We start from the raw sequence: 18,975 nt of genomic DNA on the forward strand, positions 1-18,975 counted from the left end.
CGACCCAGCTGACAGCAGGCCCAGCGGCCCGCCCAAAGCGCAGAAGCATTAAAGATCATTAACGCCGACTCGGAGCCTGGCAGGACCTGTCAGAACCGCTCCTTTTCTCACTTCTCCAGCCTGTCCTCTGCGCCTTTAGCGCTTGCTCGCCAAAGGGCACAGACAGCTGCTGCCATGTTTTTTCTTTTTCAGGGCATGACAAATTTGTTATTGATGGAGATAAGACTCCACAAATAACCGGCGCCTTTCCGGGTGCTCTCTTAATAGAGGTGAGAGTCGCTCCACTATCCAGACACTCGTTTCTTTTCGGGTCTCGCGGGAAAGGAAAGCCGTTTTTCCATGCCGTCCTCCGTCCTCAGCACGCCATCCGGTGGCCCGGTCGCCCGCAAGGCGGCAGACCGGAATGACGGTTCCCCGCTTCCCAGGGAACTGGGCAAGCTGGGAGGCCTGGCCCGGCGCGCCGCAGGGTTGCTCGGACTGGCAGTAGGGCTTGGGAGCTTCAGCGCTGGACTGCTCATTACACAGATGGGCCTTCTGGCGCGGCTCGTGACCGATCTGGCTTTCCGCCACCAGCCGGTCATGCAGGAAACGCGACTGATCTGCGCACTGGCCGCCTGTGCCTTGCTGCGTGCCCTCGTGCAGACTGCCGCTGACAGCGCCAGTGACCAGGCGGCGCTGAAAGTCACCTCCTCTCTGCGCCTGGAACTGCTGGGGCATCTCTTCCGCGTTGGTCCGGTCGGTCTGGCAGGCCAGGACAGCGGCCGCATGGCAACCGCCCTTTCCGAAGGCGTGGAAGCCCTGCGTCCTTACCTGGCCCGCTACATTCCGCGCGCCGCTGCCATGGTGGTGATCCCGCTGCTCATCCTGGCCGTCGTCTTCCGTCTCGACTGGATCAGTTTTCTGACCCTGGCGATCACCGGCCCGCTTATTCCCTTCTTCATGGCGCTGGTCGGCTATGGCGCCCAGGCAGTGATGCGCAAGAAATGGAACGAGCTTCTGCTGCTTGGCTCGGCCTTTCTGGATATGCTGCAGGGCTTGACCACGCTGCGCCTGTTCGGCGAAGCGCAGGAAGGGGCAGCCCTGGTCGCCCGGCTGGCTGAGCGTCACCGCAGCACCACGATGGAGGTGATGCGCGTCGCTTTCCTGACGACGGCCGTGCTGGAGTTCTTCTCCAGTCTCTCCATCGCGGCTGTGGCTGTTTTTTTCGGCGTGCGGCTCCTCAAGGCCAGCGTGCCGTTTGAAACGGCTTTTTTCGTGTTGCTGCTTGCGCCGGAATACTTCATGCCCCTGCGCGCCTTCTCGGCCAGCTATCACGCGCGGCAGAATGCAGCCAGCGCCTTCACCCCCCTGGCAGAAATGGCCCAGTTGCCGGAAGTGCGCGCTCTTGAAGGCCCGCTCACTTCTCAGACCAACACCCTTCCCGTACCCGGGCTTGAGGCCGTGCTGATGCACAACGTTTCGGCAGGCTACGCGGAGCTTGTGCCCCAGGAAGGCACTATGCTGAGCGTGCCGGGGCCTGACGTGCTGAAAAGCGTGACAGCCTGTTTCTCTGCCGCCAGCCTCACTGTCGTGACGGGGCGCAGCGGCGCGGGCAAGACGACCCTGTTCCGCCTGCTGATGGGGCTGATGCCGCCCCGCACCGGCAGCATGGAAGGCCAGATTGACAAGGGGGAAAACAACGAGCCGGGAACCGTGGCTCTGAGCCGCATTCCGGTCGCCTGGGTGCCGCAGTCCCCTTATCTGATGGCAGACAGCATCGCTGCCAATCTGCGCCTTGCCGACCCGCAGGCTTCGCTCGCTGCCCTGATGTCTGTCTGTGCCGAAGCGGGTGCGCTTTCGTTTATCGAAGCCCTGCCTGACGGTTTCGATACGGTGCTGGGCGAGCGCGGCGCGCCCCTTTCAGCCGGGCAGATCCGTCGCCTGGCCCTGGCACGCGCCCTCCTCCCTGCCCCACAGCTGCTGCTGTTTGATGAACCGACCGCAGATCTGGATGCTGAAAACGCCCGTCAGGTCTGTGAAGCGGTGAAGCACGCAGCCCACGCTCCCGCCAGCCCGCGCATCGTGATCGCCATTTCCCACCGCGACGACATTCTGCAGCTGGCCGATCAGGTGCTGCAGCTGAGCGACGGGCACCTGCGGAAAAACGACAGAGTGGATAAGCGGGCTGCTGAAGGAGGCAAGGCGTGAATTCAGCCGCTGCCAGAAACCACCCCGCACAGGCCAACAGCCTGGACATGAAGCCCTTTCTGCGCCCGATGCGCGGCCTGCTCCTGCTGGGGCTTGCCCTTTCATGCCTGGCCACGCTGTCAGGTTTCGGGCTGCTGTTTCTGTCGGGGTGGTTTCTGGCAGCGGCTGCGGTGGCGGGGCTCGGCGGAGCCGCAGCGCAGAATGCCTTCAACATGTTCACCCCCGCAGCTGGCGTGCGCCTGTTTGCCCTGACGCGTATTCTGGCGCGCTACCTCGAGCGCCTGGCCACGCATGATGCGGCCCTGCGGGCTACGGGTGAGCTGCGCAGCTGGAGCTTCCGTCGGCTCATTCCGCGCTCAGTCCCCCTCGTGATCCTGACCCGCAGCGGTGACCTGCTTTCCCGCTTCGTGCAGGGCACCGAAGTGGTGGGACAATATCCGCTTGATGTTCTGCTTCCCTGCCTCAACGCCCTTCTCTGTGCGGTGGTGGTGGTTGCGGTAACGGCCCTGTTCGCCCCTGCAGCAGGTGCTGTGCTGGCGATCGGGCTCATGCTCGGGGGCGTGGTTCTGCCCTGGCTGACCGGTCTGCTGACCGCGCGGGCCATCGAGAGGGAAGCGGCTGCTACCGATGTGTTGCGCAGCGACATCCTCGAATGTCTTCAGGGGATGGCCGACCTGCTGAGTTGCGGGGCTGCCGGGCGCAGGCTGGATAGTGTCGCCGCGCGGCAGGGAGAGATCCGCCAGCTGAGCTTCACGATCGCCCTGCGCGCCAATCTGGTGCGCCAGATGCTGCCCATGCTCGCTGTGCTGGCGGTGCTCGCTGTGCTGCTGGTCAGTGACCGCGGCTTCCTGGCCGGCACCCTGCAGGCGCCCGAGCTGCCCATGCTGGCCCTGGGATGTCTGGCGGCATTCGAGATCGTCGCCCCGCTGAACGAGGCGCGCATGGCCCGTAGCCGGTTCCAGCGCGCCGCCCGGCAGGTGAAAGAGGTATGTTCCCTTCCCTGCCCCGTCAAAGAGATTCCCGAAGCCGGGCTTCCCACAGGCTTCGGGTTGGAACTGCGTGATGTCAGCTTCCGTTTTCTCCCGCCCGGCTCAACAAAGCCGGGCCGGCACGACCGCGACCTCCTGCGCCATCTCAACCTCCGTCTGGAGGAAGGGGAGCGCGTGGCAATCGTCGGGCCGTCGGGAGCTGGCAAAACCACCCTTATCCGGCTGGTCATGCGGCTGCTTGACCCCACTGAAGGCCAGGTTTTCCTGGACGGTGTGGACCTGCGGCGCCTGACCACCCTGGAACTGTCGCGCCCGATCGGCGTGCTGATGCAGAATCCGCATCTGTTTCAGGGAAGTCTGCGCCGGAATCTTCTCATCGCCTGCCCGCAGGCCACAGAAAGCGATATGCAGCAGGCGCTCTCTGTGGTAGGGCTGGCCGATGAAGTGCGCCAGATGCCTGGCGGTCTCGACACGCCTTGCGGTGAGCAGGGCGTTCGACTTTCAGGCGGGCAGTTGAGGCGCTTCGCTGCAGCGCAGATTCTCCTGCGGCGCCCCCGCGTTCTCGTCCTTGACGAACCGACCGAAAGCCTTCCTCCCGAAGCCGGTCGCGCGTTGATGGCGAACATGCTGGAGGCGTTGCCTGGAGCCAGCGTGCTCTGCATCACCCACCGGCCGGAACCCCTGGCCTTCATGAACAGGGTGTACCGGTTGGAAAATGGGCGGCTGATTGCTGAATCAGCTCGCCCGGGAGTTGCCATCATGGTTTCGTGATCCTGCCTGAAACGATCCCTGCCTGGCGCAGGCGCTGACGGAATCAGGAACGGTCCTGCTGCTCCGCTTCTTTCAGCCCTCGCCCTGCGCTTTCGCCGGCGCGCACCCGCGTCCATCCTGACCACAGGAGTTTTCAATTCGTGGACCTTATTAACCCGCAAGTCGTAGACCTGTCGCGCTTCCAGTTCGCGCTGACGGCCCTCTACCACTTCATGTTCGTCCCGCTCACGCTGGGCCTGACATTCATGCTTGCCGCCATTGAGACGGTGTACGTCATCACCGGTCGCAAGATCTACAAGGAGATGACGCAGTTCTGGGGCGGCATCTTCGGCATCAACTTCGCTCTCGGCGTGGCCACCGGCCTGACGATGGAGTTCGAATTCGGCACCAACTGGTCGATGTATTCGCACTTCTTCGGCGACATGTTCGGCACGCCGCTGGCCATTGAAGGCCTGATGGCGTTCTTCCTTGAAGCGACGTTCGTCGGCCTGATGTTCTTCGGCTGGCACCGTCTCAGCAAGGGCGCGCATCTGGCCGTCACCTATCTGGTGGCCCTGGGCTCCAACCTGTCGGCTCTGTGGATCCTGGTCGCCAATGGCGGCATGAACCTGCCCGTCGGCGGCTATTTCGACCCCACCACGATGCGTCTGCAGATCGACAGCTTCGCTGACGTGGTGTTCAATCCCGACGCGCAGGCGAAGTTCGTTCATACTTCCGTCGCCGGTTATGTCTGTGCCGCCATGCTCATCATGGGCATCAGCGCGTTCTACATCCTGCGCCGCCGTCACATGGAGCTGGCCCTGCGCTCTTTCCGCATGGCCACCCTCTTCGGCCTGCTGGGCACCTGTGCAGTCATCGCGCTGGGCGACGCCCTGGGCGTGGAAGACTACAAGCACCAGCCCACCAAGCTCGCGGCCATGGAAGGCATCTGGAACACCACCCATCCGCCCGAAGAACCCTGGCTGCTGTTCGCGCTGCCTGACGATGCGCAGCAGAAGAACTATCTCGAGATCGGCATCCCCTATGTGCTGACCCCGCTGGTAACGCACAGCTTCAACACGCCGATCCTGGGCATGCATCAGCTTGAGGAAATGTCCGGTCCCAAGATCCGCTCGGGCATCGTCGCCCTCAGTGCCCTGAAGACCTACAGCGAGACGCATTCCGCTGACGCCCTGGCCCTGTTCAAGGCGCATGAGAACGATCTCGGCTATGGCTTCCTCGCCGTGCAGCACGCGCCTAACCAGGACGTCTCGGCCATCACCGATGCCGACGTCGACCAGGTCGTCAAGGCCACTGAGCCCGACATCCTGCCCAACGTGTTCGTGACCTTCTGGTCCTTCCGCATCATGGTGTTCCTGGGCGGCTACTTCCTGGTGTTCTTCGCGTTCGCCGCGCTGTTCAGCCTCAAATACACCCTGGTCAAGCACCGCTGGTTCCTGCGTCTTGCCGTGCTCTCCATCCCGCTGCCGGTGCTCGCCACCGAATTCGGCTGGATCACTGCCGAGGGCGGCCGCCAGCCCTGGACCGTGTTCGAAAAACTTCCGACCTTCCTGTCCTCTTCCTCGCACAGCGTCGGTTACATGATCTTCTCGCTGGTGGGCTTTGCTCTGCTCTACAGCATCTTCATCGTGATCGAGCTGTTCCTGATGTTCCGTACGGCACGTCTGGGTCCGCAGGATTATCATCATGAGACTGCTCAGACCGAGAACAAGAAGGGCGCTTTCGGTCTGAACTTCCTGAACGGAGACCGTTGATCCATGACCTGCTACGTCGTTTTCAAACTGATCTGGACGGGGCTGCTCGGCGTTCTGCTGTCCCTTGTCGGCCTGATGGTCGGCATGGACATGGGCGTCGGCACGCTGCTTCGCTGGGTCGGTCGCAACAATGAAGAGCGCCGCGAGGCCCTCAACATCATCGGCCCGCACTGGGAAGGCAATCAGGTGTGGTTCGTGCTGGGCGGCGGCGCCGTCTTCGCGGCGTTCCCCACCCTGTACGGCACGTCCTTCTCCGTCTTCTACATCGTCATGATTCTGCTGCTGTTCAGCATGATCCTGCGTCCGGTCGCTTTCGACTACCGCTCGAAAGTCAACAGCGCCACCTGGCGTGACTGGTGGGATTGGGCCTTCTTTATCTCCGGCTTCGTGCCGATGTTCATCTTCGGCGCCGCCATGGGCAACGTGCTCGAAGGTGTGGGGTACCACTTCCTGTGGGACGGCCAGTACATTCAGGATGAGAACTTCCTCAGCTACCTTTTCAATCCGTTCGCAATCCTGTGCGGACTGATGTCAGTGGCGCTGGGTATTCAGGGGGGCGGTGCGATCCTGATGATCCACGGCATCCAGCCGATCTACGGTCGTGCCCGTGCTGCTGCGGTGCCGGCTGGCATCATCGCTGCCATCCTGTTCGTGATCGGCGGGTTCTGGGTCAGCCGCATCAACGGCTTCCACATGATCAACAAAGTGGACATGAGCATGCCCGCCAACCCGCTGTACGGCCAGGAAGTCGGTCGTGGCGTAGGTGACCTGCTGCTCAACTTCCACCACTTCCCCATCCTGTGGGCGCTGCCGGCCATGGCCCTGTTCGGCATGCTGGGCTCTTCGCTCATGCTGCGCGCCAACAAGCCGCTGGTCGCCTGGTGGCTGGGTGTTTTCACGTGGCTTGGCACCATCGGAACCGTGGGCGCTGCGCTCTTCCCGTTCCTGATGCCCTCCACCACGGCCCCGAACCAGAGCCTCAGCGCCTGGAATGCAACGGGCAGTGAATACGGCCTGATCTGCATGGCTCTCGTCGCCGCGATCTTCGTGCCCACAATCTTCTGCTACACCGCCTGGAGCTACTGGGTGACGCGTGGCAAAGTGACGCCCAAGACCGTCGCTGAAGATTCCCACAGCTACTGAGGAGCGGAAGAGGAATTATGACTCAGTCACAACACTCGGCGGCGTCCCTTACGGACCATGCCGTCAAAAAAGAGCCCAGGGAGCATCCGCTGGTAGCCCTCATCCGCCTGGGTCTCCTGGCGCTGATGGTCGGCGTGGCCATGATCGTTGTCATGGTCTGCGGCAATCTCGGCCATTGGTACCTGGCCTGGATCCTGGGCACGATGATGATCGTTCTGATCTCCGCCTGCGGCGCGATTCTGTTCGATCATCAGGAAGAGATCCGTCACAACGCCGGCAATCGGGAGTACTGAAACCATGATGGGTGATCTCGAAGGCATCATCTTCTTCGTGCCCTTCCTGTTCCTGGGCATCTACATCGTGATGGCGCTCATCATGCGCCGTCTCTATCCCTGAGATCCTGGCGTAAAAGCGTCAGGGCCATACAGGCCTGAAGAAAAGAGCCGCTTCCCTGCAGGGAAGCGGCTCTTTTTCGATCTTCAGACAAAATAAACATACCCTCAGCCCCTGTGGGCCCGCACTTAACCCCTCACTTCACGCAAGTCGCCTGGCCTGCAGGCACACAGAGGCGAGCAACCAACCCCAGCCCCCCGACCAGGCCGAGGGACAAACAGGCCTCAAGCCGGGTGCTTGGCAGAAAAAACATCAGGACTACCACGGTGAAAAGCAACGCCGTCGTCACGCTACCCCAGTATTTCCCGATACCCGCACGCCAGGCGGCCAGGGCCACCATGAAATACACGAACAGGATCAGTCCGCCTGAAGCGCCAAGCAGGAGCGGATAAGCCCCTTTTGGCGAGCCTGCCGCCCAGAGGACGATCAGTACTTCCAGCAGTGTCGTCAGGCGCGTTGCCCAGAGCCTCTGCCCACCGGCCCTGTGCTGCAGCCAGGCCGGCGCGAGCTGACAGGCACTGAGTTCCTCAAGAACACGTGCCACCACATAAACCGATGAGTTAAGGCAGGAAAGCACGGCCAGCAGGGTGACTGTCGCTGCGGCCCCGGCCGCAAAGGGCAGACCCAGGCGCTGCATGACTTCCAGAAAGGGCGAGCTACCGGGTTGCACATCATTCCAGGGCAGCAAGGCCAGGATCACCAGCACAGAGCCTGCGAAGAAAAACAGCATATACAAGGGTAGGCGGCGCATGGTGCGCACGATGCTGCGCAATGGGCGTTCACTGTCAGTGGCGGCGATAACGGAGATCTCGCAGCCTGCAAAGCTCTGCATGATCATCGGAATGGCTGCCACGACCGCCCACAGGCCGAGAGGGAAAATGCCCCCATGGCCGAAAATGTTTCCCGCCACCTGTTGGAACGGATGGGCACTGCAGGCCACCCACGCCACGCCCCCGATGATGAAACAGGCCAGGAATATCAGCTTGAGTGCCGACAGTCCCGTTTCAGCATGGCCATAATAACGTAACGCCATGCGATTGACCGCCCAGGCCAGGGCGATGAAGCCCAATGCCGCCCAGAGGGGCGGTATGGCGCAAAGGGCATGGACCACCAGTCCCCCCGCCACTGCCTGCGCTCCGGCCGTCACAGCCCAGAGAAAGGCATAGGCCCAGCCGGTCATGAACGCGGCCCGCGGCCCGAGAATACGCGCAATATGCGACACAAAAGAACCGCGACCGCGCGCACTGATAGCCAGCAGGCCCAAAAGCTGCATTACCAGCCATACCACCACTCCGGCAGCCACGTAGGAAAGCATCACCCCCGGCCCCGCTGCGCTGATTGTGGCGGAAGTGCCGACAAACAGCCCCGCCCCGATGATGCCGCCGATGGAGATCATGGTCACGTGCAGCGTGGCCAGCTGCGCTTTGCGCCGTGCCTGACGAATAGCTGGCGGTGTCAGGAATGAGGGGGGCGCAGGAAAAACGTCCGGGACATCAGATGGGGGCAAGAGAGAGGCTCCAAAGGCGACAACAAGAGGGATAATCTCTGATGGAATGTCCTTTTAGGAAGGATCGCCTGAAAAGAAAAAGCCAGATGCGCGCCTGACTTACGGAAGGGGATCACTTACGCCTGCTTGCCAAGCGGAAGTGCAAACCTTATTCAGGAAGGGTCCGGTACGTGATGACGGCTGGCTGAAAACGCGACAGACGGCCTGGGAAGACCAATCGCCCGGGGCCCGGGCCGCACCGTCGCTTCAGTCACTTTCACGAAGCTGCATCCCTTTACAGGGCTCCTGCAGGACCGCCGGCGTTCACCTGAGCGGGAAGCTTTGAGCGCGCCTGACCTGAATCAGCACGCCTGATGCGCCCCGCTCTTATCTCCGCTCCTTCCGGAAGTCCGGAAAGAGCGCTGTCCGGCCCCTCCCAGCAAAGCGGAAGCCGGGCAGCACGACAAACATAAAAGGGCATTCATCATGACTCGTTTTCCCGATTCCGATTCCGCTGTACCGGAAATCCTGTCGCAGCAGCACAGTGGTTTTCCCCGGCGCCGGTTGCTGCAGACCCTGGCCCTGAGCGCGCTAGGCCTGTTCATCGGCCACTCCCTGGCAGGCGCGCAGGCTTCTGAGGCACCGGCACCCCTCAACCCGCCGAAAACACTGCGGATCGGCATCATGTCGGGCGAGGATGAAGACATCTGGGCCGTGGTGGCGAAAAATGCCGCCAGAGAAGGGCTCCGGCTGAAAATCGTGCCGTTCTCTGATTACACGGCCCCCAACCAGGCTCTGGATGAGCACGATATCGACGCGAATGCCTTTCAGCACTTGCCTTACCTGCAGGCCCAGAACAAGGCCCACAACTATCATTTCGTCCCGGTCGGCAACACATTCTTCCAGCCCATCGGGCTGTATTCCCACCACTATCATGCGCCTGCCGACCTGCCGCACGGCGCGCGGATCGGGCTGCCCAACGATCCGAGCAATGAAGGGCGCGCCCTGCGGATGCTGCAGGCAATGGGGCTGATTTCTGTTGCGCCGGAAGCCGGATTGTTCCCCACCGCACTCGATGTCAGCACCAATCCCCATGACCTGCAGTTTCAGGAGCTGGATGCCGGTGTCATCGGGCGGTCGCTTCCCGACCTCGATGCGGCCGTCGTCAACACGGACTGGGCTTACAAGGCCGGAATTGACGTCAGGAAAGACCGGATCGGCACGGAGACGATGAAGGACAATCCTTACGTCAACTTCATCGCCGTCAATGCCTCAGACGCGAAAGCACCCTGGGTGCCCCTGCTGGTCCGCGCCTTCCAGCAACCTGACGTGCGGGCTGAGATTGAAAAGGTTTATCACGGTACCACCGTACCGGGCTGGACAGAAGCGGGACAGGAGGCTGCAACCACTGCTGAAGGGCCCGGCAGTGACGGAAAGACGCCTTCATGAGCCAGGAGGCGGGAGCACAGGAAAAGGCTCCGGATGTATTGCTGGCAGTCGAGCATGTCTCGCGCAGTTTTAGCACCGGTGCCTCAACCCCGCCTGTGCCGGCCCTGAAGGACGTTTCCTTCACGGTGCGGCGTGGCGAGGTGGTGGGGCTGATCGGGCGGTCAGGCGCAGGCAAGTCCACATTGCTGCGCTGCCTGTGCGCGCTTGAGCGGCCGCAGGAAGGGCGCATCCTTTTCAACGGCCAGGACCTTGCCGCCCTGCCTGAAACCCGGCTGATCGACGTGCGACGCAGGATCGGGCTGGTCTTCCAGCATTTCAACCTGCTCAATTCGCGCAATGTCGCAGGCAACATCGCCCTCTCCCTGCAGATCGCAGGCTGGCCGCGCGCCAGGCAGAAGGAACGGGTGGCGGAGCTGCTGAAGCTGGTAGGGCTGGAAGGATTTGAGCGGAAATATCCCTCCCAGCTTTCAGGCGGACAGAAACAGCGCGTCGGTATCGCACGCGCCTTGGCTGCCAAGCCGGATCTGCTGCTCTGCGATGAAGCCACCTCGGCCTTGGACCCGGAATCAACAGCTGCGATTCTCAATCTGCTTGAGGAGATCAACCGTTCCCTGGGGCTGACGATCGTGCTCATCACCCATGAGATGGACGTCGTCAAACGCTTCGCGCGCCGGGTACTGGTGCTCGACCACGGCAGTCTGGTCGAAGACGGCACAATGATGGACTTCCTGCGCAACAGAGCCCGCAATCCCGCCCTATCGCCTCTGCTTGCAGAGATCCAACCCCAGCTGCCCCCAACCTACAGCAGTCGGCTGGCGCCTCTGCCCGTCACGTTCCGCCCGGAAGCGAAGGACAGGGCATGGGAAGAAAGCTGGCGTGAGCTCCTGACCCATAGCCCCGGCGCTCAACTGATAATGCGCCTGGTGCTCGACAGCCGCACGGCCATTTCTCCTCTCTTCTCTGATCTCGACCGTCGCTTCGAGGTGGAAACCCATCTCCTGCAGGGCGGCGTGGGAACGATCGGCGAGGCTCTGGCCGGCGACATGATCATCGGGCTGACCGGGCACCGGGTGCCCGAAACCGTGCGCTATCTGCAGGAACGCGCATCCGGCATGGAGGTTCTGGGCTATGTCCCCTCTGATCGTTAAGCTCATCTGGCAAAGCACGCTCCAGACGCTGGAAATGGTCTTCGCCTCCACCGCTATCGCGGTTGCGGTCGGGCTGCCACTGGCCGTTTTTCTCATCGCCACCGGTCCCGCGAAGCTGTACCGCCTGCCGGTTCTGCCGCGCCTGATCGGGCTTCTGGTTGATGCCGCGCGCGCCGTGCCGTTCATCATCCTGCTGGTGGTGCTTATTCCCGTCACGCGCTTCATCGCCGGCACCTCCCTGGGTACAGCAGCTGCCATCGTTCCGCTCTCGATCGCGGCTATTCCCTATTTCGCCCGCATTGCCGAGGTTGCGCTGGCAGAGGTGGATCCAGGCCTGATCGATGCCGTCCGCGCCATGGGTGGCACGCGCCTGAGCATCATCCGCTCCGTGCTGCTGCCTGAAGCCATGCCGGGCCTTATCGGCGGGCTGACGGTCACGCTCATCACCATGGTCGGCGCTTCAGCCATGGCAGGCATGATCGGCGCGGGGGGGCTGGGCGATCTGGCCATCCGTTACGGCTACCAGCGTTACAACACCACCGTCATGATCTGGGTGGTGGTGGTGCTGATTGTCATGGTGTGCCTGATGCAATGGGGCGGCAATGCCCTGGCGCGGCGTCTGCGTCGCTGAACCCCAGCTCCAGCGCAGCAGAGGCTCAGGCCGTGTGAGGCTTCAGAAGCCCTGGCATGGCCCCTATACGGAACGGCCTGGGCGCGTTAAAGCTCTGGAAAGAAATAGATCACGCATTGAGCATTTTCAAGCAGCATTTTCAGGTCACGTCATGGCGACACATCCCCCCATTCCGCCCCAGCCCCAGCAGAGACTGGTGCGGGATTCAGACCCCAGAGCGGGGCGCAAGCCGGTCACGCCCCGGCCAGGCGCCAATCCCGGCAGCAGCTTCAACCCTGCAACGGCTGGCTGGGCGGTGGAAGCCGAACGCCGCTACCCGGAAGCCTTCAGCCTGTTCCAGCCCCTGCTCAAAGAGACCACGACAGGCATGGAACGCCATTATCTGGGCGAGAGCTCAGTGGACGGCCTGTTCGAGGGAAGTTTCCTGATTCTGCTCCTGCTGGGCACGGGTTGGACGATGCACAAACTTCTGGCCCCGACCTGGACAGACCCCTTTCTGCCTCTCGGCCGCTGGGTGGTGCTGATCGGCCTTCTGGCCCTGGTGGGGATTATGCTGTTTCTGTGGGGCTTTGCCCATTACCTGCGCCGCCATACCCCTGCCCTGCATCTCTACCAGGGGCAGGGCGCTGAGATCGCCGCTTTCTGGCAGGGGCTTCTGGCACACCAGCCCGACCCGCAGACCGCGCGCGAGGAAGCGCAGGACTTTCTGGCCAGCTGGCAGGCCCGTGAAGCCCGGCTGCATGTCGATGCCTTTCCGGAGTGGGAAAAACGGGCGCTGTTACGCACAGCCGTGCAGTGGGGGATCTTCTTCTTCAGCGTGATCGGGCTGGTTTATTACTTCCTCTTCTGCGGTGCCTGAGCAGGCTCAGCGGATCTCGCGCACGTAGAAGCAGGATGTGACCAGCACGGTAATGAGGGTAAAGGCAAAGAGAATCAGCGTGAGCAGGGCCAGCCAGGGGGAGTTCAGCCCCTTGGCGACCAGGGCGGTCACGCAGCTGGCCAATGCCATGATCAATCCGGTCAGGGAAAAACAGGCCCGCTGCCAGTAGCGGGCTTTCACCTTTTCCTGATCAGCAGGCGCATAAGCTTCGTAAGCTGAAACGATAGCGCCCATAAAAACAAGAATCAGACCGGCCAGCGCAGTCGAAGCGGTAACCAGATCATCCATCAGATCGAGAAGCTGCATCATTTGCCCTTTCTAACGTCTCCTGCCGGCAGGGCGGTAGGGGGAAGGGGGGATATTTCCCCTTGCCGTGAAGTAAAAACCGGAAAAGACGGGCAGAAGAAATTGTGATTCTTCCCAAAAGCAGGCAGACTGCCGCTCAGACGCCCTCAGGGTTCTCTTCCGGTTCTAGCAGGCACGCAGTTCAGCATGGTCCTATCCTCCACTACCCCGCTTCAGCGCCAGATCACTCAGCGCATGGCGCAGGCAGGCTACACACAGCATACCCTGGCCCTGGCTGCGGGAGTGGGGCAGACCTATATCCGCGACATTCTCTCCGGCCGCTCACGTGAGCCCCGTCCCAGCAAGCTCACCCTGATTGCCGAGGCGCTGAACTGCACGCTGCCGGACCTTCTCGAGGAGGAAAATGCTTTCCGGCCCCCTTCTGTGCCTGAGTGGGAGGTGGAAGTGCGCGGCTCGGTCCAGGCCGGCATGTGGCGCGAAAGCACGGAATGGCCCACTTCCGACCGCTTCCGCGTGGCCCTGCCGACAGAAGCCCAGTGGCGTGACCGCGCGCCTTACGGACTTCTGGTGGAAGGGTTGTCGATGAATCTCATCTTTCCGCCCGGAACCATCGCTGTGGTGGTCAATTTCAGCGAAGCCCGACGCCAACCCCAGAATGGTGATTACGTGGTGGTGGCGCGGCGTGATCCGTTTGGAGACAGCTACGAAGCCACCATCAAGGCGCTTCAGCTCTGCGGGGACGGGCGGGTGCTGCTCTGGCCGCGCAGCACGGCACCGGAATTCCAGACCCCGCTTGAACTCCCCCCCCTGCCTTCCCGGAACAGTTCCCGAACTCAAAACGCGCTTGCCCGCAAGCAGGCTTCCCAGGACTGGGACCAGGATTTCTTCACTGAAGAAACGGAACATGATCCGGCCGGCGCGCCTGATGTCATCGTACAGGGGCTGGTGATCGGTTACTATTCCCCTCAGCCGAGGGCGGAATTCTAGAATTCTCTGAAAGCTTCATCCGGCCAAACCCGCCCTGGCTGATTACAGACATGTAGACCCTGCTTTGGAGTCGGGGCCGGATATCCGCGCTTCCGAAGCCCAAGAAATTCTCATCTTGCTTTTTGTGAAAAATCACAATACAAATAAAGACACTCTTCGAGGGTCCTTGTAGTGGTCCCTCTCACGCGGGAAGGCGCAAGATTCTGCCCGCATATCTTACAGTTGCTCCTGCCCGCCTTCACCAGAAACCGAGGACGGACAGGTCGGGAGTCTGACAATGAAATTCCGTTTCCGTTCCAACAGCCGGTCCCCTTCCGCGCCTCTTTCCGTCCGTGATCTCTTTGCCAACCTGCATGAGATCTCCTTTTCCAATGATCTGCCGGCGCTGACCGATATCGTGGCCTGGTCTGAACGCCAGGGCATTCCCATGCAGATTCACATGGGCGGCAAATCCAAGCCTGCTTCGACCAACACGCGTCCCAGGCCCTGAGTTCCATTCTGGAAATTCTGCAGCAGCACTGACTGCCGCCCTGTTGGGAACCCACCCGTTCCAGCGTGTCATTTCGGGCACGTAAACAGGCAAAACTCCTCCCAGGCCGTTGCTCCCGGCCGGGAGACTCCTTATGAAAACTCTCTTTGGATTTGGAAATGCAACCGGGAAGCGCTGGGCTTGCCAATGGCCGCCCTCCTGCTTCTCCAAGCAACAGCCGAGGTGTTTTCCCCAACGAAATGAAGACGGTTCCCCTTTCCGCTCTCCTGCCGGATTCCTTTTCTCCACCCCCTGATGGGGGTTCTATCGTCTTCAAAAAGCCGATTTCCGATACCCTTAAAGCTGGCCGTTATTTCAGCAGGCTGATCCTGTCAGTCATTTTGTCAGGGCCAGTTGCGTCTTCATATGCAGTTTCTGTTGCCCAGGCAGCTGTGCCTTCCAACCCTGAAACGGGTCAGGTCACACCGAATGCCATCCGCACCGGTCTGGCCAATGCCCGGCAAGCGGCTTCCATGAACAGCCAGGCACCTACGCCAGGCTTGCGGACTGCCTCGGACAAAGCAGGGAAGGCTGTTACAAAAACGGATGGGAAACCCGGCGCCAGCGCTTCGCTCACGCCGCACCGGAAGTCATTCTGGACCCGCCTGAACGATTTTCTCAATACCGAAACCCCGGAACAATGGGCAACCGGACCGCTTTACGCGCTTTTTCCGGCATTGGATGAAGCCGGACAGGTCGTGTTCGAGCCCTATACCCAGTTTTCCGTCCCCCGCGGCAGTTTCGGCCCCAAAGGCCACCGGGATCCGCATGATCCCTCGCAGGCCAGCGTGCAGGCCTACTGGTTCTTCAACTATGCCATCACCGATCACCTCACTGTGGCCACTTATCCCACCTGGGGCTACAGCTGGGGGGGACACCAGAAAGCCTCTTCCGTTGAGTTTCAGGATCTGCCGGTTGATTTTGAATACCGCTTCACCGATACCTATGCCCCGTCCCTGACGGCCTATCTGGGCTTTGTCGCGCCGACAGGGCATTTCTCCAACCTCCGCAATCCCGCCAATGGCGTGGGGGCCGGGGTGTGGAGCATTCATTATGCGCTGGAAGGGCTGATGACCTTTCCCTTTTTCAAGCACGCGCTCAATGTCTATTTCTGGGGCGAGGAATGGCAGCCCGTCAGCACGGCCCGGCTGCACAATGTCAGCGTTTACGGCACGGATCACGGCTTTCGCGGCCATGCCCATGTCGGCGCCAATGGCGATGCGGGCGCCAGTTTTGAATTCGGCATCACGCGGGAATTCCTGTTCGCCATCGACATGTATCAGAGCTGGGGGGCCAGCACGGTTACGCGTGGCCACCAGGATGGGGTGCACCAGTACGACCGCACGGGATGGTCCACCAGCTTCAACCTTGCCCCCGCACTGGAATATAACTGGAACCCCAACTGGGGGGTGATCATGGGGGTGATCGTACCGACCATGGGCCACAACACTGATGCGGCCCTGCAACCTCAAGTTGCCATCAGCTCCGTATTCTAGAAATTCCGATTCTCATCGCAACACTCTCTGGAAAATGCCCATAACGTTTCGTTTATGAAACTTATTGACTGAGCACCGGTCCTCGCGTTGTGATGAAACCATGCCTTCTTGCCCCGGCTTCTTACTCACAGACCGTATCATTGCAGCTGACGTTGCCGTTTCCTCCACCCGAATGTTGGTTGGCGCGACATCGGCCGTTTATATGCTGGGCAACGGAATCACCCTGGAAGGATTGGGCATGCTCAAGGCCGTTCAGGCTCTGACCATCCTGGGGTTCGGCACATTTGTCGGGTTCAGCTCTGGTCGGATTGACCGCAAGCTCCTGTTCCTGGCAGGCATTGCGCTCTGCTGCGCCTGGTTGCTGCTCTCCTGGACAGCCGTATGGATACCTCATGACAAGGTGAAGCCCTTACTGATCTTCATGGCAGCTGAAATCTGTAATGGCTGTTCCCTGGCGCTATTTCAGAACAATACCAATTCCTATCTGATTGACATTTACCAGGCCGAAGCCCCCGCAGCAGCTTCCACAGAAAAACAGAGCACCGGACTTGAAAAACTCTTCGGCCAGCTTGGAAAACTGCATTTCTTTTTCATGGCCCTGGTCTCGCTGCTCAGCGGCACATTCTATGCGCTTTTCCCGCGTCTGGAATTCCTTTATGCCGCTCTGCTTGCGGCTATAATCGGGGTGCTTGCCTGGTACTTTCTGCCCCCCTGCCTGGAAGAGAAAAGCCAGAAAGGCGGGGTTTTCCCTGGCGCTACAGCCTTCAGGCAGCTCCTCACTCTGTGCCGGCCACACAAAAGTGCATTGGCACTTTTCCTGCTGGCAGCCACGCTGTTTCAGGTAGTCATTCAGTACTGGCAACCCATGGCGGCTGTTTTTCCGCCCCTTGCCACGCATTCCGGCCTGTACGGTCTGATCCTGTTTCTAATGCTCCTGGCTCAATCCGCAGCTGGTCATGTCCTGCAAAAAGCAGCCACTCATTTCACCTCTTCAAACCTTCGCCTATATCTCTGGCTCGCAGGTGGGCTCAGTCTCTTTGGATTCAGCGCCGGCCTGCTTTGGCATTGCCTGAGCGGACTTGTCATCGGTCTGGCAGCTTTCATGTTTGTGCTGCGACTGACCATGCTGCAGCTCAGCGCCGGGTTGCATGCAGAAATACCCTCCAGGCTCCGGCCCCGTTATGACATGACGCTCAATACGGTTCTGCGGCTCTGTACAGCAGCTGTCCTTCCCGGCGCAGGCGCATTGGCCACAGCATGGGGCCCGTTGAGCCTGCTCATCCCGGGGATCGGTTTTCTTCTGTTCCTTGGCCTGAAACCAGCAAAGCAAAGCTCACAGCCAGGCTGATCGGGTTTCTTTCAACCTGAAGAAGAGGCGCCCCTGTAATCGGGGCCCATCAGTTCCCGGAAAGTGCGTTCTTCCAGCTCATTGATGAAGGTGCGGTACTGCTCATCGGTCATATTACCATAGCTGTGATGCGAGGTGGCGGCGATGTACTGGGCTGCGATATCGGTGGAGAACCAGTCTTTCAGGGCCTCGCGTGCCTCAACCCCTTCCGCGCCCAGGGTTTCAGCCAGGGTCCGGCCATTCCAGTGGCGGGCGGGGCGGCCCTGCGCTGTCGCGCCGCTGAACAGATCAGCATAGAGACCCGCCAGCTCTTCAAGCATGTGGATGGCACTGTCGCGTTCCTGAGCGGTTTTCGCCCCTTCGCGCATCTGCTCGCGGATGATCCCGAAGAACTGGTCCACCAGCGCCTTTACGAGCTCCGGATCCGCCAGATCATATTCCTCTCCCCCCTCGGCGCGCAGGGAAGCCATGAACGCCTGCGCCTTGCGGGCCGTCGCGGTGCCGCCCTCCTCCCCTTCGGCCTGGCTGACAGGTTCAGAAGCGGCGGAAACAGGCGGGGCAGAATCAGACGTCATGGAAAGCGCTTCACATAAGGAAAAATGAGCTGGAAACGACCTCTGAAGCGCAAGAGGCGAATGAAAACTGTCTTTGGGAAGTGTGAAATCACCTTCCGGATCACCGCAGCTTCAAGACATTTTCAAGAAGAAATGGTGAACCGGGTGGGACTCGAACCCACGGCCATTCGATTAAAAGTCGAATGCTCTACCAACTGAGCTACCGGTTCACGCAGCTGTGTTGTTAGCTTTCCGGGTGAAACCGGTCAAGGGTGGGGCCACAAAAAACCCGCCTTCCTACACCGCCTGAAAAAGCGGGAGAAAAGCGGGTTTCAAAGAGCCCGGAACAGCCTTACTGAGCTGCCGGCTCGACATAGGCGCGGATGATCTTGTCAGGCTCCTGCACCATGCCGGAGGGGCCGCTGCCGCGCTTGATCTTGTCGACGACATTCATGCCCTCGATCACCTTGCCGGCGATCGTGTACTGCCCGTCCAGCGACGGGCTCGGGGCAAACATGATGAAGAACTGGCTGTTGGCGCTGTTGGGATCCATCGTGCGGGCCATGCCCAGCGTGCCGCGCTCGAATTTCGCCTTGTCGGTGAATTCGGCCGGCAGGTCAGGCAGCTTGCTGCCACCGGTACCGGTGCCGGTCGGGTCGCCGCCCTGGGCCATGAAGCCTTCAATCACGCGGTGGAAGGGCACGCCGTTGTAGAAGCCCTCATTGGCCAGCGTCTTGAGGCGTTCAACGGCCTTGGGCGCCAGGTCGGGGCGCAGGGCGATCACCACCTTGCCTTCCGGCATTTCAAGAACGAGATTTTCGTGTTTTGCAGCATCGGTCATGTGCATCTCTCCTGGAAAAAACTGTTTTCGTGCTGATCAGCATGTGGGGTGCACAGCCCTTTCCGACAAGGGGCAGAAAGCGC

17 protein-coding genes and 1 tRNA gene are annotated in these 18,975 nt (G+C 61.0%); 13 read left to right on the top strand and 5 right to left on the bottom strand.

Annotation, left to right across the window (positions count from 1 at the left end):
* Window positions 1-339 precede the first annotated feature (339 nt).
* The 5 genes from cydD (at window position 340) to E3E11_RS02820 (ending at window position 7,137) form a co-directional block, all read left to right on the top strand.
* Window positions 340-2,187: a thiol reductant ABC exporter subunit CydD gene (gene cydD, locus E3E11_RS02800; protein ID WP_141451090.1), complete on the top strand. Its 1,848-nt coding sequence runs from the start codon at window positions 340-342 to the stop codon at window positions 2,185-2,187.
* Window positions 2,184-3,947: a thiol reductant ABC exporter subunit CydC gene (gene cydC / locus E3E11_RS02805; protein WP_141451091.1), complete on the top strand. Its 1,764-nt coding sequence runs from the start codon at window positions 2,184-2,186 to the stop codon at window positions 3,945-3,947. The genes cydD and cydC overlap by 4 nt, the downstream gene beginning before the upstream one ends.
* Window positions 3,948-4,087: 140 nt before the next feature.
* Window positions 4,088-5,701, top strand: coding sequence for a cytochrome ubiquinol oxidase subunit I (locus tag E3E11_RS02810; protein ID WP_141451092.1), 1,614 nt, complete (start codon window positions 4,088-4,090; stop codon window positions 5,699-5,701).
* A 3-nt stretch (window positions 5,702-5,704) separates the two neighbouring features.
* Entirely contained in the window at window positions 5,705-6,844 is a 1,140-nt protein-coding gene (gene cydB / locus E3E11_RS02815; RefSeq protein ID WP_141451093.1) for a cytochrome d ubiquinol oxidase subunit II, read from the top strand.
* A gap of 17 nt (window positions 6,845-6,861) precedes the next feature.
* Entirely contained in the window at window positions 6,862-7,137 is a 276-nt protein-coding gene (locus E3E11_RS02820) for a hypothetical protein (protein ID WP_141451094.1), read from the top strand.
* A gap of 236 nt (window positions 7,138-7,373) precedes the next feature.
* Here the strand turns inward: E3E11_RS02820 and E3E11_RS02825 are convergent, their stop codons facing one another.
* Complete coding sequence (locus E3E11_RS02825; protein WP_141451095.1) at window positions 7,374-8,744, bottom strand: amino acid permease; 1,371 nt, start codon at window positions 8,742-8,744, stop codon at window positions 7,374-7,376.
* 465 nt (window positions 8,745-9,209) lie between these two features.
* On the opposite strand from E3E11_RS02825, the gene E3E11_RS02830 reads away from it, so the two are divergent.
* From E3E11_RS02830 to E3E11_RS02845, 4 genes are all read left to right on the top strand, one after another.
* Complete coding sequence (locus tag E3E11_RS02830) at window positions 9,210-10,172, top strand: MetQ/NlpA family ABC transporter substrate-binding protein (protein WP_141451096.1); 963 nt, start codon at window positions 9,210-9,212, stop codon at window positions 10,170-10,172.
* Window positions 10,169-11,320, top strand: a complete 1,152-nt coding sequence (locus E3E11_RS02835; RefSeq protein WP_141451097.1) for a methionine ABC transporter ATP-binding protein — start codon at window positions 10,169-10,171, stop codon at window positions 11,318-11,320. Before E3E11_RS02830 ends, E3E11_RS02835 begins: the two co-directional genes overlap by 4 nt.
* The gene (locus E3E11_RS02840) at window positions 11,301-11,951 is read left to right on the top strand and encodes a methionine ABC transporter permease (RefSeq protein ID WP_141451098.1); all 651 of its coding nucleotides are present in this window, start codon (window positions 11,301-11,303) and stop codon (window positions 11,949-11,951) included. Before E3E11_RS02835 ends, E3E11_RS02840 begins: the two co-directional genes overlap by 20 nt.
* A 151-nt stretch (window positions 11,952-12,102) precedes the next feature.
* Window positions 12,103-12,810, top strand: a complete 708-nt coding sequence (locus E3E11_RS02845) for a hypothetical protein (RefSeq protein WP_141451099.1) — start codon at window positions 12,103-12,105, stop codon at window positions 12,808-12,810.
* A 6-nt stretch (window positions 12,811-12,816) separates the two neighbouring features.
* Here the strand turns inward: E3E11_RS02845 and E3E11_RS02850 are convergent, their stop codons facing one another.
* Complete coding sequence (locus E3E11_RS02850; protein WP_141451100.1) at window positions 12,817-13,140, bottom strand: hypothetical protein; 324 nt, start codon at window positions 13,138-13,140, stop codon at window positions 12,817-12,819.
* Window positions 13,141-13,323: 183 nt separating this feature from the next.
* Here E3E11_RS02850 and E3E11_RS02855 point away from each other — a divergent pair, with 183 nt between their 5' ends.
* The 4 genes from E3E11_RS02855 (at window position 13,324) to E3E11_RS02870 (ending at window position 17,497) form a co-directional block, all read left to right on the top strand.
* Window positions 13,324-14,124, top strand: a complete 801-nt coding sequence (locus E3E11_RS02855; protein ID WP_141451101.1) for a LexA family transcriptional regulator — start codon at window positions 13,324-13,326, stop codon at window positions 14,122-14,124.
* A 277-nt stretch (window positions 14,125-14,401) separates the two neighbouring features.
* Window positions 14,402-14,614 (top strand): hypothetical protein, encoded by a 213-nt coding sequence (locus E3E11_RS02860; protein ID WP_141451102.1) that lies wholly within the window; start codon window positions 14,402-14,404, stop codon window positions 14,612-14,614.
* A gap of 431 nt (window positions 14,615-15,045) precedes the next feature.
* Window positions 15,046-16,149 carry a hypothetical protein gene (locus tag E3E11_RS02865; RefSeq protein ID WP_141451103.1) on the top strand — a complete coding sequence of 368 codons (1,104 nt, stop codon included), beginning with the start codon at window positions 15,046-15,048 and terminating at the stop codon, window positions 16,147-16,149.
* Window positions 16,150-16,387: 238 nt separating this feature from the next.
* A complete protein-coding gene (locus E3E11_RS02870) occupies window positions 16,388-17,497 on the top strand; it encodes a hypothetical protein (RefSeq protein ID WP_231118972.1) in 1,110 nt (369 codons plus the stop codon).
* An 11-nt stretch (window positions 17,498-17,508) separates the two neighbouring features.
* On the opposite strand, the gene E3E11_RS02875 is transcribed toward E3E11_RS02870, so the two are convergent.
* The 3 genes from E3E11_RS02875 to E3E11_RS02885 all read right to left on the bottom strand — a co-directional run bounded on the left by E3E11_RS02875 (window position 17,509) and on the right by E3E11_RS02885 (window position 18,892).
* Entirely contained in the window at window positions 17,509-18,072 is a 564-nt protein-coding gene (locus E3E11_RS02875) for a hypothetical protein (RefSeq protein ID WP_141451105.1), read from the bottom strand.
* A 133-nt stretch (window positions 18,073-18,205) separates the two neighbouring features.
* Window positions 18,206-18,281 (bottom strand) — tRNA-Lys (locus E3E11_RS02880).
* A gap of 122 nt (window positions 18,282-18,403) precedes the next feature.
* Window positions 18,404-18,892, bottom strand: coding sequence for a peptidylprolyl isomerase (locus E3E11_RS02885; RefSeq protein ID WP_141451106.1), 489 nt, complete (start codon window positions 18,890-18,892; stop codon window positions 18,404-18,406).
* Window positions 18,893-18,975: the final 83 nt, after the last annotated feature.

Origin of the sequence: Oecophyllibacter saccharovorans, from assembly GCF_006542375.1 — a bacterium.
Classification (GTDB): domain Bacteria; phylum Pseudomonadota; class Alphaproteobacteria; order Acetobacterales; family Acetobacteraceae; genus Oecophyllibacter; species Oecophyllibacter saccharovorans.